A 25,407-nucleotide genomic window follows, 5' to 3' on the forward strand; every position below is an offset into this window, starting at 1 on the left:
AATGAAAAAAAGCCTGCTTGGTTTAACCTTCGCTTCCCTGATGTTCTCTGCCGGTTCAGCGGTTGCCGCCGATTACAAAATTGACAAAGAAGGTCAGCACGCCTTTGTTAACTTCCGCATCCAGCATCTTGGCTATAGCTGGTTATATGGCACCTTTAAAGATTTCGACGGTACTTTTACCTTTGATGAAAAAAATCCAGCTGCCGATAAAGTGAATGTGACAATTAACACCACCAGCGTCGATACTAATCACGCCGAACGCGATAAACATCTTCGCAGTGCGGATTTCCTCAATACCGCAAAATATCCACAGGCAACATTCACCTCCACCAGCGTGAAGAAAGACGGTGACGAACTGGATATTACCGGCGATCTGACGCTGAATGGCGTAACCAAACCCGTCACGCTGGAAGCGAAATTAATTGGTCAAGGCGACGACCCGTGGGGTGGTAAACGTGCAGGCTTCGAGGCCGAAGGCAAAATTAAGCTCAAGGACTTCAATATCAAAACAGATTTAGGTCCAGCTTCTCAGGAAGTGGATCTGATTATTTCAGTGGAAGGCGTACAGCAGAAGTAAGAGTGAAATGTTGCCGGATGGCACGCATCCGGCAATGATATTTACTCTGTTGGATCAGGAATGCCCAGTGTTGTATTCAGACGCCCACGAGACTTATTAAAGATCTTATTGCCATTTTCACGTCCTGCCCGACGGCGTCGCTGTTCCTCTGGCGGTAACGCGCTTTCTTCGCAGCAAATCTCACTACAACAACCTTTGTATTTTTCCGCACATACTGGACACTGAATAAACAGCAGATGGCAGCCATCATTTTTACAGTTGGTATGGCTGTCGCACGGCGCACCGCACTGGTGGCAATGCGCGATAATCTCATCAGATATACGTTCGCCCATCCGCTCGTCAAAAACAAAATTTTTGCCAATAAAACGCACCGGCAAGCCCTGCTCGCGCGCCTTACGGGCGTATTCAATAATTCCGCCCTCGATATGCCAGACTTTATTGAATCCGTTATGTTTCATCCAGGCACTGGCCTTTTCACAACGAATGCCGCCGGTGCAGTACATAACGATTTTTTTATCTTTATGTGCCTGCATCATCTCGACTGCTTTTGGCAGCTGCTCACGGAAGGTATCTGCCGGAATTTCCAGCGCGTTTTCAAAGTGCCCCACTTCATACTCATAGTGGTTACGCATGTCGATAAACAATGCATCGGGATCGTCAAGCATGGCGTTCACTTCCGCCGCTTGCAGATACTCACCCACATTGCTGGCATCAAAGTGAGGATCGTCAATACCGTCGGCAACAATGCGATCGCGGACCTTCATGCGCAGTACCCAGAAGGATTTCCCGTCATCATCCAACGCGATATTCAGGCGTAAGCCCTCTAAAGCCGGGTCGAAGGCATAAAGCTGCGCGCGAAATGTTTCAACATTGCTCGCAGGTACGCTGATTTGCGCGTTAATGCCCTCATGCGCCAGATACACTCGCCCAAAAACATTCAGCGCGGTAAACAGTTGATATAAAGCGTCACGGGTCGCCTTAGGATCGGCGATGTGGAAATACTTATAAAACGAAATGGTGGTTCGCGTTTCGCTCTCAGCCAACATTTTGGCTTTTAACGCGTCGTTGGAAATGCGGTTGTGTAACACTGGCATGGTGTACGGTTCCTGCGAGATGGGAAAGTAAAAATCCGCGGCATGATATAGCAATTATCGATAATTAACATCCACACATTTTACGCTACATTTGCGCATTAAAAATTATTTGTTATTTACAAGCGCGGCAATTTCGCCCAGTCTTCAGTCACAAATTTTGGTTGCGGACGAAAAAATGCGACAATACATACAATTGCCCGTATAGGTTGAAAAACAGGATTGATATGACGAATCTACCCAAGTTCTCCACCGCACTGCTTCATCCGCGTTATTGGTTAACCTGGTTGGGTATTGGCGTACTTTGGTTAGTCGTGCAATTGCCCTACCCGGTTATCTACCGCCTCGGTTGTGGATTAGGAAAACTTGCGTTACGTTTTATGAAACGACGCGCAAAAATTGTGCATCGCAACCTGGAACTGTGCTTCCCGGAAATGAGCGAACAAGAACGCCGTAAAATGGTGGTGAAGAATTTCGAATCCGTTGGCATGGGACTGATGGAAACTGGCATGGCGTGGTTCTGGCCGGATCGCAGAATCGCCCGCTGGACGGAAGTGATCGGCATGGAACACATTCGTGACGTGCAGGCGCAAAAACGCGGCATCCTGTTAGTTGGCATCCATTTTCTGACACTGGAGCTTGGTGCGCGGCAGTTTGGTATGCAGGAACCGGGGATTGGCGTTTACCGCCCGAACGATAATCCACTGATTGACTGGCTACAAACCTGGGGTCGTTTACGCTCAAATAAATCGATGCTCGACCGCAAAGATTTAAAAGGCATGATTAAAGCCCTGAAAAAAGGCGAAGTGGTCTGGTACGCACCGGATCATGATTACGGCCCGCGCTCAAGCGTTTTCGTCCCGTTGTTTGCCGTTGAGCAGGCTGCGACCACGACCGGAACCTGGATGCTGGCACGGATGTCCGGCGCATGTCTGGTGCCCTTCGTTCCACGCCGTAAGCCAGATGGCAAAGGGTATCAGTTGATTATACTGCCGCCAGAGTGTTCTCCGCCGCTGGATGATGCCGAAACTACCGCCGCGTGGATGAACAAAGTGGTCGAAAAATGCATCATGATGGCACCAGAGCAGTATATGTGGTTACACCGTCGCTTTAAAACACGCCCGGAAGGCGTTCCTTCACGCTATTAAATCTTCCATGCTGGATGCTTCAGAATGGCATCCGGCATTACCACAGCAAATCCCCCTGATTTAGCGATAAAAGCTCTCTGGATTGCGCCCCCTGGAAGTCGGGCGCATAATTAGTGTGCTTATCTTTTCTTCTTATGTTCACCGCGCCTGGCGCACCAACAGCGGATTGCTATGTCACCCTGTGAAAATGACACCCCTATAAACTGGAAACGAAACCTGATCGTCGCCTGGCTAGGCTGTTTTCTTACCGGTGCCGCCTTCAGCCTGGTAATGCCCTTCTTACCCCTCTACGTTGAGCAGCTTGGCGTTACCGGCCACTCCGCCCTGAATATGTGGTCCGGTATTGTCTTCAGCATTACATTTTTATTTTCGGCCATCGCCTCACCGTTTTGGGGTGGACTCGCCGACCGTAAAGGCCGAAAACTCATGCTATTACGCTCTGCTCTCGGCATGGGCATCGTGATGGTGTTGATGGGACTGGCACAAAATATCTGGCAGTTTTTGATCCTGCGGGCGCTTCTTGGGTTACTTGGCGGATTTGTCCCCAACGCTAATGCTCTTATCGCCACACAAGTACCGCGTAATAAAAGCGGCTGGGCGCTGGGGACGCTTTCCACAGGCGGCGTTAGCGGCGCGTTGCTCGGCCCAATGGCTGGCGGCCTGCTCGCCGATAGCTACGGCTTACGTCCGGTATTCTTTATTACCGCCAGTGTGCTCATACTCTGCTTTTTCGTCACCCTGTTTTGCATCAGAGAAAAATTCCAGCCGGTCAGCAAAAAAGAGATGCTGCATATGCGGGAAGTGGTGACATCACTTAAAAACCCGAAACTGATACTCAGCCTGTTTGTCACCACGTTAATCATCCAGGTGGCGACGGGCTCAATTGCCCCCATTCTGACGCTGTATGTCCGCGAACTGGCGGGTAACGTCAGTAACGTCGCTTTTATCAGTGGCATGATCGCCTCGGTGCCAGGCGTGGCGGCTCTGCTGAGTGCACCACGACTCGGCAAACTTGGCGATCGAATCGGCCCCGAAAAGATCCTGATTACGGCGCTGATCTTTTCTGTACTGCTGTTGATCCCAATGTCATACGTTCAGACGCCATTACAACTTGGGATTTTACGTTTTTTGCTCGGTGCCGCCGATGGTGCACTACTCCCCGCCGTACAGACACTGTTGGTTTACAACTCGAGCAACCAAATCGCCGGGCGTATCTTCAGCTATAACCAGTCGTTTCGTGATATTGGAAACGTTACCGGACCATTGATGGGAGCCGCGATTTCAGCGAACTACGGTTTCAGAGCGGTATTTCTCGTCACCGCTGGCGTAGTGTTATTCAACGCAGTCTATTCATGGAACAGTCTACATCGTCGTCGAATACCCCAGGTATCGAACTGATTTTTCGCCTTTCATACTTGCAAAAGCGGAGAATCAGCTATCCTTTTCCCTGAAACCTCATCAACTCAAAGGGAGAATCGTGATGACCATGTACGCAACGCTTGAAGAAGCCATTGACGCTGCACGCGAAGAATTTCTTGCAGACAACCCCGGCATCGACGCCGAAAACGCGAATGTGCAACAGTTCAATGCCCAAAAATACGTTTTGCAGGACGGCGACATCATGTGGCAAGTTGAGTTTTTTGCCGACGAAGGGGAAGAAGGTGAATGTTTACCTATGCTTAGCGGTGAAGCCGCGCAAAGTGTTTTTGATGGCGACTATGATGAGATAGAGATCCGCCAGGAGTGGCAGGAAGAGAATACATTACATGAATGGGATGAGGGGGAATTTCAGCTTGAGCCACCGCTGGATACTGAGGAAGGACGCGCAGCAGCTGATGAGTGGGATGAACGTTAATTACTCATACGGGCCATGATGAATGTCGATCGGCAGCAGTAAAGTATCAAAAACCAGGGAGAATGGCAGATCAAGGATCGTGACATAACGCCAGGCGGAGTCACGCACATCCCATTGCACACCGGGATAATATTGGTTGCCATGCCCCTGCCCCGGTATAGTGCGACTAATAATGCTGCCACAGCCACTCAGCAAGGTCACCATGATGCTCACCACAATTAAACGCATTTGATACCTCTTCCGTAAAAAAATACCGGCATAACGCCGGTATTTTTATTGGCTCGTTGTTTTTGCCAGATGTGGCGTGAACGCCTTATCCGACCCACAAAATCTTGCAAAATCAATACATTGCAGGAGCGATGTAGGCCTGATAAGCGTAGCGCATCAGGCAACTACGTTTTTATTGCGAAGCCGCATCCGGTTTACGCAATGCCAGTGGATTGAGCTTTATCCCTTCGTAATAACTCACCCATGAAGAATATCTCTCAGGGGAATTCCAGACGCGGAAATGCAGACGGGCCATCGTCACCGGATCGCTTAGCAGCACCAGGCGACGATCGCGATTCAGCTTCTCTGGCGTCTCGTTCAGCGCCTGTTCAACGTGGCGGTCACGGGCGATTTCCAGCACCTTACTGGCGCGGTGACGCGCGGTCGCCATTGCGGTTGCCAGAGCGTTGAATGACGGGTTAAACACTGCGTGCATAAAACCATCATCAAGGGAGCGTTGACGGTTCATCTCAAGGAACCGATCGGTATCAACCAGCACCTGCGGCGGTGAATACTCTTCCGGGATCAGGAACAGTTTCCAGCGTTTGGTGCGCAGACCAACGGTGGCACGGCTGGAAATCACCGAAACAAACGGTGACAGGATCAACGAGAAGACAATCGGAGCCAGCCAGAACAGGAAACGCAGATCCAGCCACGCCATCCCAACAGCCCACACTAACCCTAACAGCAGCTGTGAGCCGTGGCGTTTGAACGCTTCACCCCAGGAAGTGGAGTCATCATCACGCTGCGGTGAATTCCACACCACTTCCCAGCCAAGGAACGCGCTGACGACGAAAACCGTATGGAACAGCATGCGTACCGGAGCCAGCAGCACGGAAAACAGCACTTCCAGCAGCAACGATAATGTAACGCGCCAGAAGCCGCCGTATTCTTTCGTTCCTTTGCACCAGATAAGCAAAATGCTCAATAACTTCGGCAGGAACAACAGCACCATAGTCGAAGCAAAAAGTGCAATCGCCAGCTCAGGACGCCACTGCGGCCATACCGGGAACAACTGCCGTGGTTGCAGGAAGTATTGCGGTTCGGTCAACGCATGTACTACCTGCAATGCAGTAGAGAGCGCAAGGAACATAAACCACAACGGAGCGGAGAGATAAGACATCACGCCCGTCAGGAACACCGCACGGTGAACCGGGTGCATACCCTTCACCAGGAACAGACGGAAGTTCATCAGGTTACCGTGGCACCAGCGGCGGTCACGTTTTAGCTCATCAAGCAAGTTAGGCGGCAATTCTTCATAAGAACCTGGGAGATCGTAAGCAATCCAGACCCCCCAACCTGCACGGCGCATCAACGCCGCTTCCACGAAATCATGTGACAGGATTGAACCGGCAAAGGAACCTTCGCCCGGCAGCGGAGCCAGTGCGCAGTGCTCGATAAACGGTTTCACGCGGATAATCGCGTTATGCCCCCAGTAGTGCGACTCACCAAGTTGCCAGAAGTGCAAACCGGCAGTGAACAGTGGCCCATACACGCGGGTCGCGAACTGCTGACAGCGCGCATACAGCGTATCCATACCGGACGCTTTCGGCGACGACTGAATGATCCCGGCGTTCGGGTTGGCTTCCATCAGGCGCACCAGGCCGCACAAACAATCACCGGTCATTACCGAGTCAGCATCCAGCACCACCATATAGCTGTACTGGCTGCCCCAGCGACGGCAGAAGTCATCGATATTACCGCTTTTACGCTTCACGCGACGGCGGCGGCGGCGATAGAAAATCTGACCTTCGCCACCGACTTCAGCGATAAGCTCCATCCAGGCTTTTTGCTCTGCGACGCAGATATCCGGGTTATAACTGTCACTCAGAATGTAGACATCAAAGTGTTTGGCATTCCCAGTGGCTTTTACTGATTCCCACGTTGCACGCAAGCCAGCAAAAACACGGTTCACGTCTTCGTTACAGATAGGCATGATCAACGCCGTGCGATGCTCCGGGTTTAATGGTTCATCGCCAACTGTTGACGCAGATATACTGTATTTATCGCGACCAATAAGCAGTTGCAGGAAGCCCATCAACGCCGTCCAGAATCCGGCGGACACCCAACAGAACAGTACCGCAAAGAGGATCAGGATACCGGTTTGCAGCATATAAGGCAGAAGCTGCATAAAGGAAACCCACACATCCTGACCAACCATATCCATAGGATTAATCAGCGCCCAACCCTGATAAGGAAGAATGGTCTTCATATACCAGGTCGCGACGACAGTTTGCGCGAGCGTCAGGATCAACAGAATGTAACGGCGGATGGTACCGACGGTACGCCACTTTTGCTCGCTCTCCTGCTCTTCTTTGGTCAAACGAGCCAGATAGCGCGGCGTCACATCGCGTCCACGCAGGCGATCCCAGAAACGGCCTACCGGGTTGGTACGCCACGGGTCGGGAAACATCGAGGAGCGTTTTGCTTCTGGCATCGCCTTAAGCTGATCGCGCCCTTCGTCATCTTTAATTAACTGTCCATCAGCAAGTGAATCTGGCCAGGCTTGTTCCAGACGCGCCTTTACCGAGCCTTGCGGGGAGTCATCCTCCCGCGCCCAGGTGCGGTGTTCGGCATCCAGCGCCTGATGAACGGCGCGGATATCAGTCTTCGGCAATGCCGCTTTCTCGCTTGCGGCGATGGGCATTGCGTCAATGTACTCAGTTGTCTTATTCATTGGCAGGTAACTGGTAGCTCCAGGTTTCACTCAACGTCTGATCGGCATTCACCAGCGCAGCACGCATTTCAGTGGTTTTCTTGGCATCTTTCACTTTCACACGCATCACCAGACGCCAGCCTTTGGTAACCGGGTTATAGCGCACCGTGCTTTCAACTATCTCACCATTATCACCAATGCTGGTTTGCGCTGTGACCGGGGTATCCTCTGGCAGTTTTTTCATCTCTGCGCCGGTAAAATCGACCACAAAGGCGATAGTACCGTCAGGCTGGCGAATCAGGTTCGACTGCTTCACATCCCCCGTTGAACGACGCGTTTGTTGCACCCATGCGTTATCTGGCGCATGCAGTTTGTCTTCATCACGGCTGAAGGTGATGGTGTATTTAAAGTTCATCTCTTTACCCGGCTCCGGCAGCTGATCCGGCGTCCAGTAAGCGACGATGTTATCGTTGGTTTCATCGTTAGTTGGAATTTCCACCAGTTCAACGCTGCCTTTGCCCCACTCCCCTTTCGGAGTCACCCATGCGCTTGGACGAAGATCGTAACGATCATCGAGATCTTCAAAGCGGGAGAAATCACGACCGCGCTGCAACAGACCGAAGCCTTGCGGGTTTTCCATCGAGAAGCTGCTGACCGCTAAATGTTTCGGGTTATTCAACGGACGCCAGATCCATTCGCCATTACCAGCATGGATAGACAGACCGTTAGAGTCGTGCAACTCCGGACGATAGTTATTTGCAGGCGACGGTTGGTTCGGCCCAAACAGGAACATACTGGTTAACGGTGCAACCCCCAGTTTGCCGACTTTATCGCGCAGATAGATTTTCGACTGCACATCCACAACCGTGTCACGCCCTGGCATAACTACGAATTTGTAAGCACCTGTCGCGCGCGGCGAGTCAAGCAATGCATAAATGGTTAAACGTTTATCAGTCGGTTTTGGACGCTCGATCCAGAACTCTTTGAAGCGTGGAAATTCTTCACCCGATGGCAAGGCGGTATCAATTGCCAGGCCGCGGGCAGAAAGGCCATAAACCTGACCTGCACCAATCACGCGGAAATAGCTGGCCCCGAGCATGCTGACGATTTCATCGTTTTTATCTTTGCTGTTGATCGGGTAAAGCACTTTAAAACCGGCGAAACCAAGGTCTTTTACCGTGTCTTTGTCATGCTGAACATCGCCGAAAGTGAAATAATCCGGGCTGTATTTGATTCGTTTGACTGCGGTGGCAGTCACTTCATTTATTTTGACCGGGGTATCGAAGTACATACCCTGATGGTAGAACTCGAGTTTGAATGGGGTCTTCAGATTGTTCCAGTACGCTTTGTCATGATTAAACTGGATCTGCTGATAGTCCGCGTATTTCATGTCGCGGAAAACGGAGGGCAAGTTGCTTTTAGGCGCCTCATAGCCTTTCCCGGCTAAGGATTGAGCTTGCTTTGCGACATCATCAATACTGAAAGCCCAGCTTGAAGATGTATACAGGGTTAACATTACTGCAGCACTCAACCAACGCATTTTCATCATTTGTAGTTTATGTTTCATAATTAGTAAGCACTTCCCCCTTTGTGTGCTTATATCGATCCGATCTATTTTAATGGATAACCAGCCATTCCGACAACAGAATCCCGGTATCGTTCAGCACGCTGGCTCATGGATTAAGCACCTGATTGCAACCGTTTTCACTTTCCGTGCTTCTCCTAAAGACAGAAGCATCGACTTCGTGTAGGGTTTGCCAGCAAATTTATTTATCAACCGTCTTACAGACGCTTCCATTCTGGTTAGTGGTAGCGATGATGCTATGCATAAAAACCTTGAAGCCTGCGTCTGGCGCGGTCAGGTCGGTGTCGCTATGGCAACAAGCCTAAAGGCATAACCCGACAGGGATAAGACGAAAAATCCGAGATTAGTTAACCATATATGAATCCAGTACCCGCGCAACGTGAATATTTCCTCGACTCCATCCGCGCCTGGCTGATGTTGTTAGGGATCCCTTTTCATATTTCTTTAATCTATTCGAGCCATACATGGCATGTGAATAGCGCCGAACCGTCATTGTGGCTGACCCTTTTTAATGACTTCATCCACTCGTTCCGCATGCAGGTATTTTTCGTTATATCCGGCTACTTTTCCTACATGCTTTTTTTACGCTATCCCTTGAAAAAATGGTGGAAAGTACGTGTCGAACGTGTAGGTATCCCGATGTTAACAGCCATCCCCCTACTGACATTACCGCAATTTATTATGCTGCAATACGTCAAAGGGAAAGCGGAAAGTTGGCCTGGGCTATCATTGTATGACAAATATAATACGTTGGCCTGGGAATTAATATCACACCTGTGGTTTTTACTGGTGTTAGTAGTCATGACGACGCTGTGCGTATGGATATTTAAACGCATCAGAAATAATTTAGAAAATTCTGATAAAACGAATAAAAAATTCTCGATGGTAAAACTATCGGTGATTTTTTTGTGCCTCGGCATCGGTTATGCGGTAATAAGAAGAACGATTTTTATTGTGTATCCGCCCATTCTGAGTAATGGCATGTTCAATTTTATTGTCATGCAAACGCTATTTTATTTGCCGTTCTTTATCCTAGGCGCACTGGCTTTCATTTTCCCTCATCTTAAAGCCTTGTTTACCACGCCGTCTCGTGGCTGTACCCTTGCAGCAGCATTGGCATTTGTCGCTTACTTACTCAACCAGCGCTATGGCAGTGGCGATGCCAGGATGTACGAAACCGAGTCTGTGATCACCATGGTCCTCGGTCTGTGGATGGTGAATGTGGTCTTCTCCTTCGGCCACCGTTTGCTTAACTTCCAGTCAGCGCGGGTGACTTACTTTGTTAATGCATCGCTGTTTATCTATCTGGTTCACCACCCGTTAACGCTGTTTTTCGGCGCGTACATTACACCGCACATCACCTCCAACTGGCTTGGTTTTCTCTGTGGCCTGATATTCGTAGTAGGGATTGCGATAATTCTGTATGAAATTCATTTACGCATCCCGTTACTGAAGTTTTTGTTCTCTGGTAAACCGGTTGTTAAGCGTGAGAACGATAAAGCACCAGCCCGTTAAGCCGCGTTTACAATAACCATTCCACGGGCAATATCGACGCCAGTCTGACCATAACCCGCTTCCAGAAACTGGTGGCGGGTTCTTTTTTGAGAACAATCTCTTTCTTTGCATGACGATCAACCCAGTTGATCCGTCCCCACCTGTCCAGACGGAGCTGCCAGGCCGCATCATACTGGCTCTGAATAAAGCGTTTATCAATTAACTGTGCCAGCGTTTCGCTCTCTATCACGAAGCCCATTTCAGTATTGAGCAATGTCGAACGTGGATCGAAATTGAAAGAGCCGATAAACACCGTTTTACCATCGATGCTAAAGGTTTTAGCATGCAGGCTGGCACCGGAATTACCGGTTATGCCGCGATCGTGTAACGTACTACTTTGTTCACGCGTCGGCTTGAGTTCATATAATTCCACGCCGTAGCGGAGCAATTTTTTGCGCCAGCGCGCGTATCCGGCATGGACGACAGCAACATCGTTAGCGGCAAGAGAATTGGTTAGGATCGCAATCTTTACCCCTTTTCTCACCATACGTAAGAGTTGCGCCACACCTGCGCGTGTCGGTACAAAATAGGAAGAGATAATATCGATGCGTTCACTGGGTGAGCCCATGATATCGAACAGGCGCTGCGGTAACAGTGAATGCCGTTTTGCCTTGCCTTCCCCTTTCGCCGGATCATCACTTAATAAACGTGTTTTCGCCCAGATAAGCGGCAACGTTCCATCAACCAGATGATTTATAAACGGGCTGGATTCCATTTTGCGTAAATAACGATGCGTCATGGCATCGTTATGCCAGGAGGCGGGTAACTCGATGCGATCCGCCATTTCACCTTCCGGGACATCCAGCACCTGCTGTAGGGGTGAAACCGATTTGCAATACCAGTAGCGGGCGAAATCATCGGCAACGTCCTCTACAACTGGTCCTATTGCCATGACATCTAAATCCGAAAAAAGTGGCTCTTCCCCTGCACCAAAATAGGCATCACCAATATTTCGCCCCCCTACCAGCGTCACCACGCCATCGACAGTGAAACTTTTATTGTGCATACGGCGATTGAGACGGGAAAAGTCGGTGATATAACCAAGCGGACGTAGCAAGCGAAACGAGAAAGGATTAAAAAGCCGGACTTCAATGCGGGGATGACTGTCAAGCAAGCGTAAAATGTCGTCAAGTCCGGGTGTATTGTTGTCGTCCAGCAACAAACGGACGCGAACGCCACGCTTTGCTGCGGCTAACAGGGCGGAAAACAGTAATCGACCCGACATATCGTCCTGCCAGATGTAATACTGAACATCCAGCGTATGCTCTGCTATTTCGGCCAGACGATACCGGGCGGCAAACGCATCCAGACTTTTCTCCAGAGGAAAAAGGCCACACTGACCGGGATGTTGCGAACACAGTGGCAGCACCGCGCTCGCCAGCCGGGGCAAATCATTCATCTCCTTGTTGAGTAAGGAGTCTTTCGTAGAGGTGGGCGTTTTCTTCATCATAACAGACAAAGTATACCTGTTCGGGTAAAGCGTGACGGGTAATAAATTCTGAAACGGTTTTTACTGCGATTTCAGCCGCTGCCGCACGAGGGTAACCATAAACCCCAGTACTAATTGCAGGAAAAGCCACTGACGTATAGCTGTTTGCCGCCACCAGTCGTAGGCTATTGAGATAGGCATCCTGCAAAAGCTGGTCTTCGTTTTGTTCACCACCACGCCAGACTGGCCCGACGGTGTGCACTACGGCTTTAGCGGGAAGATCGCCTGCAAGCGTAATAACGGCATGCCCCGTAGGGCAATCGCCCTGCTGTTGCCTGACTTTTAAACAGGCATCCAGCAGCGCCGGACCCGCTGCGCGATGAATGGCCCCATCGACGCCGCCGCCTCCCATTAATGACGGATTAGCCGCATTCACAATCACATCAACGGCCAGTTTGGTAATATCACCCTGCACAACATGAATACGCGTTTTCATAACGCCTCCTTACACCTTCTTGTTTCTTAAGTGTACAGCAGGCTTTTTGGTTAAATCGCATTTTTCTGCTCAGCAAGGTGAGTTGTTCAGAAACTTAGTTATATTCGATGTTCATTACAGCCAGCTTTTTCTGTTTATCAAGATACTGCACTTTTACTGAGGCTATTTGCGCGTTTTTGACATTGCCGCTCATTAACGCTTTGCTGGAATAGGTTCTGCCCGGAACAGAGCCATTCTGTGGGCAGTTCATTTCTACGGGTGATGACTGGGTGCTGACGTCACATGCTGGTTCCACAATTTGGCCATAAAAATGGATCACGCCCCCTTGCGCGGTGCTTCCTGCGATGGCAATAAAAGGAAAAAACAAACTGCCGAGCATAAGAGAGTTTAAAAAAGGTCTGAACATTTATTCTATTTCCTCAATGATTAGTCATCCTTGAGGGTTGTGTTATCCATACTTTCAGGTTGGCTGATCCGCAGCAGACCATTCTCTCCAGATTCATCTTATGCTCGATATTTCAACAAATTAAGACTTTTCTGAAGAGGGCGGCCATTGTTGTGATAAATGAAGTGACTGTCCATCAGAAACAGTAACAACTATTTTCACCCGATCGTCCGGGGAAATATTTAAACTCAACTTCGTCAAAGCAATGGGTTGATTAGCAGGCAATGAGAGGGTCTTTTCTTGCTTCGTCTGACTTTGCCCTGAACTGCCTTCGCGCAGGGACAATATTTGTACTCTGCACAGACAAGATTGAGTAAGAGTGACTTCAGGAATAATGGTGTACATATCCCCTTGCTGGGTCGTATTAAAGGTTATCTGACTGGAAAGTGCCGCAAGGAGTAATAACGCATTCATATTCTTCTCCCGAAAAAAAACAGGGCTTGCGCCCTGTTTCTTTAATACAGAGGATGTATTAGTACTGATGAGCGGTCGCGTTGTTACCAAAGCCAACCTGAGTGACGTTAACGCTGGAGTTAGATGCAGTCTGGTCAACAGCAGCACCGTTACCGCCACCAAACTGTTTAACAGTCATAGTAGAATCTTTACCATTCCACTGATCAAGAGTAGCGCTGTTGCCGAAACCACGCTGAGTCAGATCGATTGAGCTGTCATCAGAACCTTGGCCAACATCTGCGCCGTTACCGCCGCCGTGCTGGGTAATGGTCAGATCAGAGTTACGGGCGTCAGCTTGCAGAGCAAGAGCAGAGTTACCGCCACCGTACTGGTAAATGTTCAGCTCTGAATTTGGGCCGCTATTATTACCGCCACCACCGTGGTTACCGCCGCCGCCGTACTGAGGAACAACACCTGCCAGAGCGCTACCAGAGAATACGATTGCTGCAATTGCTGCTACTTTTAAAAGTTTCATGTAAAACCCCCATCGGATTGATTTAAAAGTCGAATGGAAATTAACGTTGTGTCACGCGAATAGCCATTTGCGACTGTCTCTGCACTACAATTGCCGTTTTTTGAGTACCATACTGTGTAATATTTGCTTTATTACCAGAACCTTTCTGGATAATCATCGCAGTATTACCATAAGCACCTTGCGAAATACTGGCATCGTTGGCATTGCCCGCCTGATCAATATATGCAAGGTTATAATCTCCTGTCTGGTCAATCTTTGCCCGGTTGCTACTACCTTCTTGCGCAACAACCGCCAAAAGTTTTGAGCCTCCCTGCCGTAACTGAGCACTATTATTAGTCCCAGCTTGACCAATTATGGCTGCCTGATTAAATGAAGACTTACTCAATTCATTTACCGCGAAGTTATATTCTGAATTAGCTAAATCATAACCTGCTGCGGCTGCAATCCCAGGCGCACCCAGTATTGTTAACATCATAAATAACAATTTGTTTTTCATGTTGTCACCCTGGACCTGGTCGTACATTTAAGAAATTAAATCATTTCAACTTGGTTGTTAACGCAACCTGTATTTTGTTAACGCTGCGTTACGATGGAAAGTATGTCTGCGGAAATATTTTTAATAACTCACCCGCGCGTTGTATTTTTCTTTTTTTGTTCATACCAAAGTATTAAAACCCACGTAAATACGCTGTTATCTACGCAAAAAAATATTTTGTTTTCTTTTAAATCTCCGTTTTTCGCAATCAAAAATCACCAGACAGCCATTCTTCTTGCCCGTCGCTGATTGCTGCGATATGTCTTGCGCACAAGCCGTGACAAACCTCGTCTTTTTGCAGTAAAAAATTGTCCAAGGAGGTGTAGAGAAAAAACAAGAACGTTTTACATGACGAAAGGACTACACCGAAATATTTTTTATATGCATTATTAGCAAGTTAGCACCATTTGTATGATTTTTTAAAATTGTGCAATAAAAACTAAATGTACAACTTTTCTATCATTTCTAAACTTAATAAAACCTTAAGATTAACATTTCAATATAACGAGTTACATTTAGTTACATGTTTAACACTTGATTTAAGATTTGTAATGGCTAGATTGAAATCAGATGTAATCCATTAGTTTTATATTTTACCCATTTAGGGCTGATTTATTACTACACACAGCAGTGCAACATCTGTCAGTACTTCTGGTGCTTCTATTTTAGAGGCAGCTGTCAGGTGTGCGATCAATAAAAAAAGCGGGGTTTCATCATGTTTAATGAAGTCCATAGTATTCATGGTCATACATTATTGTTGATCACTAAACCTTCTTTGCAGGCGACAGCTCTCTTGCAGCACCTTAAACAATCGCTGGCAATTACAGGAAAATTACATAATATTCAACGTTCTCTGGACGATATATCTTCAGGCTCTATTATTCTTCTGGATATGATGGAAGCGGATAAAAAGCTTATCCATTATTGGCAGGATACTTTGAGCAGGAAAAACAACAATATCAAAATATTGTTGCTAAATACGCCTGAAGATTACCCGTACCGCGACATTGAAAACTGGCCTCATATCAACGGCGTTTTTTATGCCATGGAGGATCAAGAACGTGTTGTCAATGGGTTGCAAGGCGTCCTGCGCGGCGAATGCTACTTTACGCAAAAGCTTGCCAGCTACCTGATTACGCATTCGGGTAACTATCGTTATAACAGCACGGAATCAGCCCTCCTTACTCATCGGGAAAAAGAGATCCTGAATAAGCTGCGTATCGGCGCGTCTAATAACGAGATCGCTCGTTCGTTGTTCATCAGCGAAAATACGGTTAAAACGCATCTTTATAACCTTTTCAAGAAGATAGCTGTAAAAAACCGGACACAAGCGGTTTCCTGGGCAAACGATAACCTCAGGCGATAAAGCCATGAAACGTTATTTACGCTGGATTGTGGCGGCAGAATTTCTGTTCGCCGCAGGGAATCTTCACGCCGTTGAGGTAGAAGTCCCGGGATTGTTAACTGACCATACTGTTTCATCTATTGGCCATGATTTTTACCGAGCCTTTAGTGATAAATGGGAAAGTGACTATACGGGTAACTTAACGATTAATGAAAGGCCCAGTGCACGATGGGGAAGTTGGATCACTATAACGGTCAATCAGGACGTTATTTTCCAGACTTTTTTATTCCCGTTGAAAAGAGACTTCGAAAAAACTGTCGTCTTTGCACTGATTCAAACTGAAGAAGCACTAAATCGTCGCCAGATAAATCAGGCGTTATTAAGTACGGGCGATTTGGCGCATGATGAATTTTAAATAAAAAATTGTTCGGAGGCTGCAATGCGTGTCAAACATGCAGTAGTTCTACTCATGCTTATTTCGCCATTAAGTTGGGCTGGAACCATGACTTTTCAGTTCCGTAATCCAAACTTTGGTGGTAACCCAAATAATGGCGCTTTTTTATTAAATAGCGCCCAGGCACAAAACTCGTATAAAGATCCGAGCTATAACGATGACTATGGTATTGAAACACCCTCAGCGTTAGATAACTTTACTCAGGCCATCCAGTCACAAATTTTAGGTGGGCTACTGTCGAATATTAATACCGGTAAACCGGGCCGCATGGTGACCAACGATTATATTGTTGATATTGCTAACCGCGATGGTCAATTGCAGTTGAACGTGACAGATCGTAAAACCGGACAAACCTCGACCATCCAGGTTTCGGGTTTACAAAATAACTCAACCGATTTTTAAGCCCCAGCTTCATAAGGAAAATAATCATGCAGCGCTTATTTCTTTTGGTTGCCGTCATGTTACTGAGCGGATGCTTAACCGCCCCGCCTAAAGAGGCCGCCAGACCGACATTAATGCCTCGTGCTCAGAGCTACAAAGATTTGACCCATCTGCCAGCGCCGACGGGTAAGATCTTTGTTTCGGTATACAACATTCAGGACGAAACCGGGCAATTTAAACCTTACCCGGCAAGTAACTTCTCCACTGCTGTTCCGCAAAGCGCCACGGCAATGCTGGTCACGGCATTGAAAGATTCTCGCTGGTTTATACCGCTGGAGCGCCAGGGCTTACAAAACCTGCTTAACGAGCGCAAGATTATTCGTGCGGCACAAGAAAACGGTACGGTTGCCATTAATAACCGAATCCCGCTGCAGTCTTTAACGGCGGCAAATATCATGGTTGAAGGTTCGATTATCGGTTATGAAAGCAACGTTAAATCGGGCGGTGTTGGGGCAAGATATTTTGGGATCGGTGCCGACACGCAATACCAGCTTGATCAGATTGCCGTGAACCTGCGTGTCGTCAATGTGAGTACCGGTGAGATCCTCTCCTCGGTGAACACCAGTAAGACGATACTTTCCTATGAAGTTCAGGCCGGGGTTTTCCGCTTTATTGACTACCAGCGCTTGCTGGAAGGGGAAGTGGGTTACACCTCGAACGAACCCGTTATGCTGTGCCTGATGTCGGCTATCGAAACAGGGGTCATTTTCCTGATTAATGATGGTATTGACCGTGGTCTGTGGGATTTGCAGAACAAAGCAGAACGGCAGAACGACATTCTGGTGAAATACCGCCATATGTCGGTTCCACCGGAATCCTGATAGATAAAAATGCCGGAATTAATAATCCGGCATTTTACTGTTTAAGCGAAAGCGTGAGTGCCCCTCACGCTTTATTTTTGATTTGCTGCTCACGGTGAGCGGTCTTCGTACTACGCGCCGCCAGCCACAGGCCGCTGTTTTTCATTGCGTAACCAAATATCAACCCGAGTGCCAGCGAAGGTAACACCAGTTTCCAGTCACCCTGCCCGGCAAACGTCGCGCATGCGCCTATAAACGTTCCCGGAACAAATGAAAGCAGCAGCTGTTTCGCCTGAATACACATCAGAAACGCGACAATACCGGTTATGACATAACCGAGAATTTCCAGATGTGGTGCCAGTGCACTACCGTAAATAATGACCATCGCCCACACCACGCCACTAAGCAGGGTTGCAGCGGAGATCGCCAGCCCTTTCAGCCCACCTTGCGGGCAGGCAAAGTAGGCCGTACAGCCCAGGAAGCCCGCCCAGCTTAGTAAGCCCAGGGAAACAGCCACCCATCCCCAGATACCGGAGAGAATGCCTGTTGTGATTGCAATAGAGAGAAGTATGTTCATGCCGCGCATGATATCAGAAAACGCGGCCATGAATGAGATCGAGCACACATTTTATGCAACAACAAATTATCTGTTGCAGTTATGAGTGATGCAGATCACATTTACTCTTCAAAATCTTCTTCCAGCTCGTCCCACATTGCACTAATAGCATCGCGGGTTAGCGGTGCCATGGTGCGCCAAAAAGGCGTAGTTGCATGGGCCTCCACTTTACCAAGGAACGCACCACACCAGGGTAACAGATACTCACTGAACAGTGTTTCCAGTGCTTCGCTCTCATCTTCCGTTGACTGATCTTCCAGCCAGGAAGCCGCGAGCAGCAATGTGCCGATGTGATCGGCTGGCGTATCCGCTAATGGCATCCCCCGTTCGGAAAGAAAAGCGCGCACTTCCGCTTCCGTCGCGCCCTCAACCCATGCGCTACGATATGGCGGCACAGCACATTCATCGCCGATAAACAACGCATTGTAATCGGCAGAGACTTGCGTCATATCACAGCTTTTCTGCAAACGTGTCAGCAACTCATCCTGCTCCAGTGGCCAGTTCGCAGCCAGTTTCCCCTCACGAATCAGGGTAAACAGCGGCACCAGTAAAGGATCTTGTGGTTGGCGGTAATAGAGCGAACCCAGCACACGACAGAGGATAGAAAACTCGTTCATTAATATATTTCCATTACTAGTAATTAAAGGTCTGCAAATTCCGCAATCGGTGCCATACCGCGAGATTCAAGGAAGTTCAGTAAGCGGCGCGGAGAAACATTCAAAATGCGCTCTTGCGGAAAATCTACCGCGTCGAGGATTTTAAGACACTCTTCAAATTCACCCATGGTAAACGCGGTGTGAGAATCCGAGCCTAATGCCACCCAACCTCCAGCGTCACGTACCGCTGCGGCTACCGCACGACAATTGTCTTCACTTCCCTTACGTGAGTGTAAAAAAGAGGAATTATTGATTTCCAGCGCCACCTGATGTTTCGCGGCTGCTTCAGCAACGGCTTTAACATCTATTTCATATTTCGGGTTTCCGGGATGGCTTATTATATGCACATTGCCGCTGGCGATAGTGGCGATCATCGCTTGTGTATTGGTCGCTTTGTCATGTGGCGCAAAAACCGGCTCATGAAAACCGGCAATAATCAGATCCAGCGAATCAAACATTTTGCCGCTGCAATCAATTTCACCATCAACATTTTTAATGTTAGCTTCGATGCCGCGCAGGATCCCTACCCCATCAACCACTCGCGGCCAGATACGCATGTTAATGAAGTGCCAGTGATGCGGCGCATCTTCCATATCCGGGCCATGATCGGTGATCGCAAAAAGTTTAATGCCCTTTTGTTTGGCCTGGGCAATGTAATCACTCAATGTGCTATATGCATGCGTGCTGGCAACGGTATGCATATGAAGGTCGACGGGATACATAACTCTCTCCTGTATTCAATTCCCGCCAAGGATAGCAGGAAACCTGATGCTTTATTAGTAGCCGCGTGCGCGGTCGACTTGCCCGCAGACCCTCTCCCCTTTTTCGAGCTGGGCAATGGTGCGCGAAATGTAATCCACAGCTTCAGCGGGACGGGTAATCGCGGCGACATGTGGTGTTATCGTCACGCGTGGATGTTGCCAGAGCGGACTTTCCGGCGGTAAGGGTTCACGATTAAAAACATCCAGCATTGCGCCTTTAACTTTGCCGCTATCCAGCGCCGCGAGCAGGTCATCTTCCACGACATGAACACCACGCGCCAGGCTGAGGAGATACGCGCCATCCGGTAATTTTTCGAGTAATTGTTGATTAATAATGCCGACGGTTTCAGGGGTATTCGGTAACAGATTAATCAATACCCGGCATTGGCTCAGAAATGCAGACAGTTCTTCCCGTCCGGCAAAGCTTTGCACGCCAGGCCACGATTTACGGGTTCGACTCCAGCAACGCAGCGGAAAGCGCCAGGTTTGCAGACTCTGAGCAACTTTACTGCCCAGTACGCCTGCGCCCAAAATGCCGATGGTAAAATCTTCCCGATGATATTCAGGAAGCGGTTGCCAATGCGAACTATTTTGCTGGATGCGATAATCGTCAAAACGTCGAAACCAATGCAGCACCTGACTGACAGCATATTCCTGCATTTGCTCGCCCATACCGGTATCTTCCAGGCGAAAAAGTGGAACAGAAGGCTTCAGCATTTCAGGGTGTGCCTGTAGCTTGCTCAAAATAGAATCAACACCGGCCCCGAGTGCGAACACCGCTTTAAGATCGCGCCCTGCCAGCATTTCAACTGGAGGATGCCAGACTAAAGCATAATCAGCAGAGTCATTATCTCCGCTTTTCCATGCTCTGACTCTTGCCTGAGGAATAGCTTTGCGCAGTGCCTCAATCCACCATTGGGTATCGAACGTTGGGTGATAAAAGATGATATCCATACTGACTCCCGAAAAGCGTTGCGCGAAATTTATTCGCACTTATCGTTATGATCTACAAAAGCCACCAGCATAACAAATCCGTGGTCGGTGGCAAAAAAAGCAGATTTCGCTTATTAAAACTGCATATTGATTGAAGTTTGAATAAACGCGCGATTTTTTAAAAAAGTTTGTTGACCTCAGGTCATGATTTCCCTAAATTAGCGCCCGTTCCAGCAAGACAGGAACAACAATTTGGTGAGGTGTCCGAGTGGCTGAAGGAGCACGCCTGGAAAGTGTGTATACGGCAACGTATCGGGGGTTCGAATCCCCCCCTCACCGCCATCTTTAAAGAAGAGCTCGTACGAAAGTACGGGCTTTTTTTTCGTATATTGCACACACCGGGGGGATGAGAAGCCCCAAGCGGAGGTCGACAACTGGCGACAGACTCATTCATCATCCTTGCGGTTGATAAGAATTTCTGCCTCTTTTACTACCACCTTATTACGCCCGGTCTCTTTCGCCTCGTAAAGTGCGTTATCAGCCAGTTGATAGATCTCCTTAGGGTTTAACTCATTTTTCTGCGTTACAACAGCGCCAATACTAATCGTCACTTTTTGTGGTATGGCGTATTCAGGATTATCGCCAGTTAAACGTTCAACATTTTCCCGAATCCTTTCCGCTAAAGCTTTCGCACATTCAGTATCGATCTCCGTCAGCAAGACGCCAAACTCTTCGCCGCCAACGCGCGCTAAAAGGTCATCTGGTCGTATGCTTTTCCCAATGATATTCACCACTGTCTTTATCACTTGATCGCCAACCGGATGTCCCCAGGTGTCGTTGACTTTTTTGAAGTGGTCAATATCCATAATCATGACGCAATAAGGTGTTTTTTTGGCCGATGCTGATTGAACCGTCAGTTCATTAAAAAAATAATTTCTGTTAAATATATTGGTTAAGGGATCGCGATGTGCAATGTCCTTTGTTACTCGTAGCGCACTGAATATATGGCACATAAAAATTACCAAAACGGTTAACTTACTGACTACTTCAATAGTGCGACTAATATACCAAATGGACACGCTATACCTGCTCATAAATAACAGAGAGATATTGTACAGCACGGCACAAAAAGCAATCACCGACACCCCGTTCCAGATATCACAGCGTAAACCATTAAAGTATAGATTAACCGAAAGCAAGGTTAACCACATGAAAATCATTATGGTAACATATGAGGCTTTCCAAACCACCTGACCATTTTCATTGGTTAACTCGGCAATGTGTAAATCGTAGCTCTCATAATGGCTAGAAAATATGTGAGCAACTATCGGCCCCCCAAGAACAAAAAACAAAGTTATGCACAAAGTCACTTTTTTGGAAAACAAATTGCGCTGTTTTGTGTTTTCACTAACTTTATTTACCAATGCCAGAAATATTAATACGCACAAACTCATCTGACGAAACAAATAATAAATTGCAATGTCATTTTGAACAACACTGCTTGTCAAACGCCCCTCAATAATTTGCTGAATGATAATGACGGTTTTAATAAAGTAAATCAAACAACTTAGAAAAGCCAAACTAAGTATACAGTTTGAAAATTGCCTACGGTCATAAATGAAATACAACTGCATAAAAATAAATGCAACAGTATCGATAAAAAATAAAGCAATCATAACCATCAGATAGGTTGATCGTGGAACAACTTCCTCAACGGTTGGCTGATTGAACCAACTATTCACCAAAACCAACGCAAGCCCAAACAATAAACTCACTAATACAGTACTACTAATTCCCAAATAGTCTTTTTCCATAAAGCTACACCAATCTGTAGGTTGTAGATCCCTTTCTGTCATTAATAGATATAAGAACTGTACTGTTGTCAATATAAAAATCCACCACAAACAATACCAATGATGATAGTTGCAGACCGCAATTATTATTACCTTAGTGCTTTATACATTCTTCGCGACAAGACAGGCTTGCAAATACATATAAATGGTTATAAGGAAATCCTTATAAAACATTAATTCATAGATATATTAGGAATAACAATTGAATCCGTGAATACAGTAACGCTGCATTTCATCAGGACTTTCGAAAAATCCGATATCATGCATCGGAATTTACTGATTTAATTATTTTAATCCTAATTTATTTTGAAAAAGGCATTGGGATTTATGCCGTATTCCTGAAGATCCTCATCATTGGAATGGATTTTCGGGCGAGAAAAGGATTTTATATGGATACTCTACTCATCATTTCTTCTTCTCATCATCAACAATTCACGTCTCTCTTCCGCGTTTAATAACGGATTATGATGTGCAAAAAAAATATCTTTCGTTTCAGTTACCTGTAATTAGATACAGAGAGAGATTTTGGCAATACATGGAGTAATACAGGATGTATTCAAGTAGCAGAAAAAGGTGCCCGAAAACCAAATGGGCTTTGAAAATTCTTACTGCCGCATTTTTAGCAGCGAGTCCCGCGGCGAAGAGTGCTGTTAATAATGCCTATGATGCATTGATTATCGAAGCTCGCAAGGGAAATACTCAGCCAGCTTTGTTATGGTTTGCACAAAAATCAGCTCTCAGTAATAACCAAATTGCTGACTGGTTACAGATTGCCTTATGGGCCGGGCAAGATAAACAGGTTATTACCGTTTACAACCGCTACCGTCATCAGCAATTACCAGCGCGTGGTTATGCAGCTGTCGCCGTCGCTTATCGTAACCTGCAACAATGGCAAAACTCGCTTACACTGTGGCAAAAGGCACTCTCTCTGGAGTCGCAAAATAAGGATTATCAACGGGGACAAATTTTAACCCTGGCAGATGCGGGTCACTATGATTCTGCGCTGGTTAAACTTAAGCAGCTTAACTCTGGAGCACCGGACAAAGCTAATTTACTCGCAGAAGCCTATATCTATAAACTGGCGGGGCGGCATGAGGATGAATTACGGGCGATGACAGGATCATTACCTGAAAATGCCTTAACGCAACAATATCCCACAGAATACGTGCAGGCATTACGGAATAATCAACTTACTGCCGCGATTGACGATGCCAATTTAACGCCAGATATTCGCGCTGATATTCATGCCGAACTGGTCAGACTGTCGTTTATGCCTACGCGCAGTGAAAGTGAACGTTATGCCATTGCCGATCGCGCCCTCGCCCAATACGCTGCATTAGAAATTCTTTGGTATGATAACCCTGACCGCACTGCCCAGTACCAGCGTATTCAGGTTGATCATCTTGGCGCGTTATTAACTCGCGATCGTTATAAAGACGTTATTTCTCACTATCAGCGTTTAAAAAAGACGGGGCAAATTATTCCACCCTGGGCGCAATATTGGGTTGCGTCGGCTTATCTCAAAGAACATCAGCCAAAAAAAGCACAGTCAATAATGACAGAGCTCTTTTATCACAAGGAGACCATTGCCCCGGATTTATCCGATGAAGAACTTGCGGATCTCTTTTACAGCCACCTGGAGAGTGAAAATTATCCCGGCGCGCTAACTGTCACCCAACATACCATTAATACTTCGCCGCCTTTCCTTCGGTTAATGGGCACGCCTACGAGCATCCCGAATGATACCTGGTTACAGGGGCATTCGTTTCTCTCAACCGTAGCAAAATATAGTAATGATCTTCCTCAGGCTGAAATGATAGCCAGAGAGCTTGCTTATAACGCACCAGGAAATCAGGGACTGCGCATTGATTACGCGAGTGTGTTACAAGCCCGCGGTTGGCCTCGTGCAGCAGAAAATGAATTAAAAAAAGCAGAAGTGATCGAGCCACGTAATATTAATCTGGAGGTTGAACAAGCATGGACAGCATTAACGTTACAAGAATGGCAGCAGGCAGCTGTCTTAACGCACGATGTTGTCGAACGTGAACCGCAAGATCCCGGCGTTGTACGTTTAAAACGTGCGGTTGATGTACATAATCTTGCAGAGCTTCGTATAGCTGGTTCAACAGGAATTGATGCCGAAGGCCCGGATAGTGGTAAACATGATGTCGACTTAACCACCATCGTTTATTCACCACCGCTGAAGGATAACTGGCGCGGTTTTGCTGGATTCGGTTATGCCGATGGACAATTTAGCGAAGGAAAAGGGATTGTTCGCGACTGGCTGGCGGGTGTTGAGTGGCGGTCACGTAATATCTGGCTCGAGGCGGAGTACGCTGAACGCGTTTTCAATCATGAGCATAAACCCGGCGCGCGCCTATCTGGCTGGTATGATTTTAATGATAACTGGCGTATTGGTTCGCAACTGGAACGCCTCTCTCACCGCGTTCCATTACGGGCAATGAAAAATGGTGTTACAGGCAACAGTGCTCAGGCTTATGTTCGCTGGTATCAAAATGAGCGGCGTAAGTACGGTGTCTCCTGGGCTTTCACTGATTTTTCCGACAGTAACCAGCGTCAGGAAGTCTCACTTGAGGGTCAGGAACGCATCTGGTCTTCACCATATTTGATTGTCGATTTCCTACCCAATCTGTATTACGAACAAAATACAGAACACGACACTCCATACTACAACCCTATAAAAACGTTCGATATTGTTCCGGCATTTGAGGCAAGTCATTTGTTATGGCGTAGCTATGAAAATAGCTGGGAGCAAATCTTCAGCGCAGGTGTTGGTGCCTCCTGGCAAAAACATTATGGCACGGATGTCGTCACCCAACTCGGCTACGGGCAACGTATTAGCTGGAATGACGTGATTGATGCTGGCGCAACGCTACGCTGGGAAAAACGACCTTATGACGGTGACAGAGAACACAACTTATACGTTGAATTCGATATGACATTCAGATTTTAAGGATAAAT

The 25,407-nt window shown here is 47.5% G+C and carries 25 protein-coding genes and 1 tRNA gene; 11 read left to right on the forward strand and 15 right to left on the reverse strand.

Annotated elements, in window-relative coordinates; genetic code table 11:
- Window position 1 precedes the first annotated feature (1 nt).
- Window positions 2-577: a YceI family protein gene (locus ACJHYW_RS06670; RefSeq protein WP_000749261.1), complete on the forward strand. Its 576-nt coding sequence runs from the start codon at window positions 2-4 to the stop codon at window positions 575-577.
- Window positions 578-618: 41 nt separating this feature from the next.
- Here ACJHYW_RS06670 and ACJHYW_RS06675 read toward each other — a convergent pair whose 3' ends face one another.
- The gene (locus ACJHYW_RS06675) at window positions 619-1,671 is read right to left on the reverse strand and encodes a rhodanese-related sulfurtransferase (protein ID WP_061092646.1); all 1,053 of its coding nucleotides are present in this window, start codon (window positions 1,669-1,671) and stop codon (window positions 619-621) included.
- Between the two features lie 224 nt (window positions 1,672-1,895).
- Between ACJHYW_RS06675 and lpxL the strand changes: the two genes are divergently transcribed.
- The 3 genes from lpxL to ACJHYW_RS06690 all read left to right on the forward strand — a co-directional run bounded on the left by lpxL (window position 1,896) and on the right by ACJHYW_RS06690 (window position 4,671).
- Window positions 1,896-2,816, forward strand: coding sequence for a kdo(2)-lipid IV(A) lauroyltransferase (lpxL, locus tag ACJHYW_RS06680; RefSeq protein WP_001295958.1), 921 nt, complete (start codon window positions 1,896-1,898; stop codon window positions 2,814-2,816).
- A 171-nt stretch (window positions 2,817-2,987) separates the two neighbouring features.
- On the forward strand, window positions 2,988-4,214 hold the full coding sequence (gene mdtG, locus ACJHYW_RS06685; RefSeq protein ID WP_410233348.1) for a multidrug efflux MFS transporter MdtG: 1,227 nt from the start codon (window positions 2,988-2,990) through the stop codon (window positions 4,212-4,214).
- Between the two features lie 82 nt (window positions 4,215-4,296).
- Window positions 4,297-4,671, forward strand: a complete 375-nt coding sequence (locus ACJHYW_RS06690) for a MysB family protein (RefSeq protein WP_000180063.1) — start codon at window positions 4,297-4,299, stop codon at window positions 4,669-4,671.
- Here ACJHYW_RS06690 and ACJHYW_RS06695 read toward each other — a convergent pair whose 3' ends face one another.
- The 3 genes from ACJHYW_RS06695 to mdoG all read right to left on the reverse strand — a co-directional run bounded on the left by ACJHYW_RS06695 (window position 4,672) and on the right by mdoG (window position 9,143).
- Entirely contained in the window at window positions 4,672-4,899 is a 228-nt protein-coding gene (locus ACJHYW_RS06695) for a YceK/YidQ family lipoprotein (RefSeq protein ID WP_001237205.1), read from the reverse strand.
- Window positions 4,900-5,071: 172 nt separating this feature from the next.
- Complete coding sequence (gene mdoH, locus ACJHYW_RS06700; protein WP_001304473.1) at window positions 5,072-7,615, reverse strand: glucans biosynthesis glucosyltransferase MdoH; 2,544 nt, start codon at window positions 7,613-7,615, stop codon at window positions 5,072-5,074.
- Window positions 7,608-9,143, reverse strand: coding sequence for a glucans biosynthesis protein MdoG (mdoG, locus tag ACJHYW_RS06705; protein ID WP_001300662.1), 1,536 nt, complete (start codon window positions 9,141-9,143; stop codon window positions 7,608-7,610). The genes mdoH and mdoG overlap by 8 nt, the downstream gene beginning before the upstream one ends.
- 393 nt (window positions 9,144-9,536) lie before the next feature.
- On the opposite strand from mdoG, the gene mdoC reads away from it, so the two are divergent.
- A complete protein-coding gene (gene mdoC / locus ACJHYW_RS06710; protein WP_061092645.1) occupies window positions 9,537-10,694 on the forward strand; it encodes a glucans biosynthesis protein MdoC in 1,158 nt (385 codons plus the stop codon).
- Window positions 10,695-10,701: 7 nt separating this feature from the next.
- On the opposite strand, the gene clsC is transcribed toward mdoC, so the two are convergent.
- The 6 genes from clsC to csgB all read right to left on the reverse strand — a co-directional run bounded on the left by clsC (window position 10,702) and on the right by csgB (window position 14,527).
- Complete coding sequence (gene clsC / locus ACJHYW_RS06715; protein ID WP_072275261.1) at window positions 10,702-12,183, reverse strand: cardiolipin synthase ClsC; 1,482 nt, start codon at window positions 12,181-12,183, stop codon at window positions 10,702-10,704.
- Complete coding sequence (gene ymdB, locus ACJHYW_RS06720; RefSeq protein ID WP_000857405.1) at window positions 12,125-12,658, reverse strand: O-acetyl-ADP-ribose deacetylase; 534 nt, start codon at window positions 12,656-12,658, stop codon at window positions 12,125-12,127. The genes clsC and ymdB overlap by 59 nt, the downstream gene beginning before the upstream one ends.
- A 94-nt stretch (window positions 12,659-12,752) precedes the next feature.
- Window positions 12,753-13,064, reverse strand: coding sequence for a protein YmdA (gene ymdA, locus ACJHYW_RS06725; RefSeq protein ID WP_000489582.1), 312 nt, complete (start codon window positions 13,062-13,064; stop codon window positions 12,753-12,755).
- A gap of 120 nt (window positions 13,065-13,184) precedes the next feature.
- Window positions 13,185-13,517 (reverse strand): curli assembly chaperone CsgC, encoded by a 333-nt coding sequence (gene csgC / locus ACJHYW_RS06730; RefSeq protein WP_000992818.1) that lies wholly within the window; start codon window positions 13,515-13,517, stop codon window positions 13,185-13,187.
- A gap of 58 nt (window positions 13,518-13,575) precedes the next feature.
- Window positions 13,576-14,031: a curli major subunit CsgA gene (gene csgA, locus ACJHYW_RS06735; protein WP_000771435.1), complete on the reverse strand. Its 456-nt coding sequence runs from the start codon at window positions 14,029-14,031 to the stop codon at window positions 13,576-13,578.
- Between the two features lie 40 nt (window positions 14,032-14,071).
- Window positions 14,072-14,527 (reverse strand): curli minor subunit CsgB, encoded by a 456-nt coding sequence (csgB, locus tag ACJHYW_RS06740; protein WP_001360656.1) that lies wholly within the window; start codon window positions 14,525-14,527, stop codon window positions 14,072-14,074.
- A 754-nt stretch (window positions 14,528-15,281) separates the two neighbouring features.
- On the opposite strand from csgB, the gene csgD reads away from it, so the two are divergent.
- From csgD to csgG, 4 genes are read left to right on the forward strand one after another with little or no spacing between them, the layout of a single operon-like run.
- Window positions 15,282-15,932 carry a biofilm master transcriptional regulator CsgD gene (gene csgD / locus ACJHYW_RS06745; protein WP_000481500.1) on the forward strand — a complete coding sequence of 217 codons (651 nt, stop codon included), beginning with the start codon at window positions 15,282-15,284 and terminating at the stop codon, window positions 15,930-15,932.
- 4 nt (window positions 15,933-15,936) lie between these two features.
- Complete coding sequence (gene csgE, locus ACJHYW_RS06750; RefSeq protein ID WP_000833288.1) at window positions 15,937-16,326, forward strand: curli production assembly/transport protein CsgE; 390 nt, start codon at window positions 15,937-15,939, stop codon at window positions 16,324-16,326.
- A 24-nt stretch (window positions 16,327-16,350) separates the two neighbouring features.
- Window positions 16,351-16,767 (forward strand): curli production assembly/transport protein CsgF, encoded by a 417-nt coding sequence (csgF, locus tag ACJHYW_RS06755; protein ID WP_001264096.1) that lies wholly within the window; start codon window positions 16,351-16,353, stop codon window positions 16,765-16,767.
- A 26-nt stretch (window positions 16,768-16,793) separates the two neighbouring features.
- Window positions 16,794-17,627, forward strand: coding sequence for a curli production assembly/transport protein CsgG (gene csgG, locus ACJHYW_RS06760; protein WP_001189321.1), 834 nt, complete (start codon window positions 16,794-16,796; stop codon window positions 17,625-17,627).
- A 64-nt stretch (window positions 17,628-17,691) separates the two neighbouring features.
- On the opposite strand, the gene ACJHYW_RS06765 is transcribed toward csgG, so the two are convergent.
- From ACJHYW_RS06765 to ghrA, 4 genes are all read right to left on the reverse strand, one after another.
- Window positions 17,692-18,183, reverse strand: a complete 492-nt coding sequence (locus ACJHYW_RS06765; protein WP_001308552.1) for a DUF1097 domain-containing protein — start codon at window positions 18,181-18,183, stop codon at window positions 17,692-17,694.
- A 101-nt stretch (window positions 18,184-18,284) separates the two neighbouring features.
- Entirely contained in the window at window positions 18,285-18,839 is a 555-nt protein-coding gene (gene ycdY / locus ACJHYW_RS06770; RefSeq protein WP_001001920.1) for a molecular chaperone YcdY, read from the reverse strand.
- Between the two features lie 23 nt (window positions 18,840-18,862).
- Window positions 18,863-19,600: a zinc-binding phosphatase gene (gene ycdX / locus ACJHYW_RS06775; protein ID WP_061092644.1), complete on the reverse strand. Its 738-nt coding sequence runs from the start codon at window positions 19,598-19,600 to the stop codon at window positions 18,863-18,865.
- Window positions 19,601-19,654: 54 nt separating this feature from the next.
- The gene (gene ghrA / locus ACJHYW_RS06780; protein WP_061092643.1) at window positions 19,655-20,593 is read right to left on the reverse strand and encodes a glyoxylate/hydroxypyruvate reductase GhrA; all 939 of its coding nucleotides are present in this window, start codon (window positions 20,591-20,593) and stop codon (window positions 19,655-19,657) included.
- A 233-nt stretch (window positions 20,594-20,826) separates the two neighbouring features.
- Between ghrA and ACJHYW_RS06785 the strand changes: the two genes are divergently transcribed.
- A tRNA-Ser gene (locus tag ACJHYW_RS06785) sits at window positions 20,827-20,914 on the forward strand.
- 104 nt (window positions 20,915-21,018) lie between these two features.
- On the opposite strand, the gene ACJHYW_RS06790 is transcribed toward ACJHYW_RS06785, so the two are convergent.
- The gene (locus ACJHYW_RS06790; protein WP_001518481.1) at window positions 21,019-22,386 is read right to left on the reverse strand and encodes a GGDEF domain-containing protein; all 1,368 of its coding nucleotides are present in this window, start codon (window positions 22,384-22,386) and stop codon (window positions 21,019-21,021) included.
- Window positions 22,387-22,975: 589 nt separating this feature from the next.
- Between ACJHYW_RS06790 and pgaA the strand changes: the two genes are divergently transcribed.
- Complete coding sequence (gene pgaA, locus ACJHYW_RS06795) at window positions 22,976-25,399, forward strand: poly-beta-1,6 N-acetyl-D-glucosamine export porin PgaA (RefSeq protein ID WP_022645505.1); 2,424 nt, start codon at window positions 22,976-22,978, stop codon at window positions 25,397-25,399.
- The last annotated feature ends 8 nt before the right edge of the window (window positions 25,400-25,407 follow it).

The organism is Escherichia sp. WS3063 (assembly GCF_046486595.1).
Lineage (GTDB): Bacteria > Pseudomonadota > Gammaproteobacteria > Enterobacterales > Enterobacteriaceae > Escherichia > Escherichia coli.

Excerpts from the sequence above, each read along its gene's own strand:
- csgB (WP_001360656.1), bottom strand. The coding sequence starts at position 14,527 with ATGAAAAACAAATTGTTATTTATGATGTTAACAATACTGGGTGCGCCT.
- csgC (WP_000992818.1), bottom strand. The coding sequence starts at position 13,517 with ATGAATGCGTTATTACTCCTTGCGGCACTTTCCAGTCAGATAACCTTT.
- csgF (WP_001264096.1), top strand. The coding sequence starts at position 16,351 with ATGCGTGTCAAACATGCAGTAGTTCTACTCATGCTTATTTCGCCATTA.
- csgA (WP_000771435.1), bottom strand. The coding sequence starts at position 14,031 with ATGAAACTTTTAAAAGTAGCAGCAATTGCAGCAATCGTATTCTCTGGT.
- mdoH (WP_001304473.1), bottom strand. The coding sequence starts at position 7,615 with ATGAATAAGACAACTGAGTACATTGACGCAATGCCCATCGCCGCAAGC.
- lpxL (WP_001295958.1), top strand. The coding sequence starts at position 1,896 with ATGACGAATCTACCCAAGTTCTCCACCGCACTGCTTCATCCGCGTTAT.
- ycdY (WP_001001920.1), bottom strand. The coding sequence starts at position 18,839 with ATGAACGAGTTTTCTATCCTCTGTCGTGTGCTGGGTTCGCTCTATTAC.
- ghrA (WP_061092643.1), bottom strand. The coding sequence starts at position 20,593 with ATGGATATCATCTTTTATCACCCAACGTTCGATACCCAATGGTGGATT.
- mdtG (WP_410233348.1), top strand. The coding sequence starts at position 2,988 with ATGTCACCCTGTGAAAATGACACCCCTATAAACTGGAAACGAAACCTG.
- ACJHYW_RS06690 (WP_000180063.1), top strand. The coding sequence starts at position 4,297 with ATGACCATGTACGCAACGCTTGAAGAAGCCATTGACGCTGCACGCGAA.
- csgE (WP_000833288.1), top strand. The coding sequence starts at position 15,937 with ATGAAACGTTATTTACGCTGGATTGTGGCGGCAGAATTTCTGTTCGCC.
- csgD (WP_000481500.1), top strand. The coding sequence starts at position 15,282 with ATGTTTAATGAAGTCCATAGTATTCATGGTCATACATTATTGTTGATC.
- mdoC (WP_061092645.1), top strand. The coding sequence starts at position 9,537 with ATGAATCCAGTACCCGCGCAACGTGAATATTTCCTCGACTCCATCCGC.
- mdoG (WP_001300662.1), bottom strand. The coding sequence starts at position 9,143 with ATGATGAAAATGCGTTGGTTGAGTGCTGCAGTAATGTTAACCCTGTAT.
- csgG (WP_001189321.1), top strand. The coding sequence starts at position 16,794 with ATGCAGCGCTTATTTCTTTTGGTTGCCGTCATGTTACTGAGCGGATGC.
- ACJHYW_RS06695 (WP_001237205.1), bottom strand. The coding sequence starts at position 4,899 with ATGCGTTTAATTGTGGTGAGCATCATGGTGACCTTGCTGAGTGGCTGT.
- ymdB (WP_000857405.1), bottom strand. The coding sequence starts at position 12,658 with ATGAAAACGCGTATTCATGTTGTGCAGGGTGATATTACCAAACTGGCC.
- clsC (WP_072275261.1), bottom strand. The coding sequence starts at position 12,183 with ATGATGAAGAAAACGCCCACCTCTACGAAAGACTCCTTACTCAACAAG.
- ACJHYW_RS06670 (WP_000749261.1), top strand. The coding sequence starts at position 2 with ATGAAAAAAAGCCTGCTTGGTTTAACCTTCGCTTCCCTGATGTTCTCT.
- ycdX (WP_061092644.1), bottom strand. The coding sequence starts at position 19,600 with ATGTATCCCGTCGACCTTCATATGCATACCGTTGCCAGCACGCATGCA.
- ACJHYW_RS06765 (WP_001308552.1), bottom strand. The coding sequence starts at position 18,183 with ATGAACATACTTCTCTCTATTGCAATCACAACAGGCATTCTCTCCGGT.
- ACJHYW_RS06790 (WP_001518481.1), bottom strand. The coding sequence starts at position 22,386 with ATGGAAAAAGACTATTTGGGAATTAGTAGTACTGTATTAGTGAGTTTA.
- pgaA (WP_022645505.1), top strand. The coding sequence starts at position 22,976 with ATGTATTCAAGTAGCAGAAAAAGGTGCCCGAAAACCAAATGGGCTTTG.
- ymdA (WP_000489582.1), bottom strand. The coding sequence starts at position 13,064 with ATGTTCAGACCTTTTTTAAACTCTCTTATGCTCGGCAGTTTGTTTTTT.
- ACJHYW_RS06675 (WP_061092646.1), bottom strand. The coding sequence starts at position 1,671 with ATGCCAGTGTTACACAACCGCATTTCCAACGACGCGTTAAAAGCCAAA.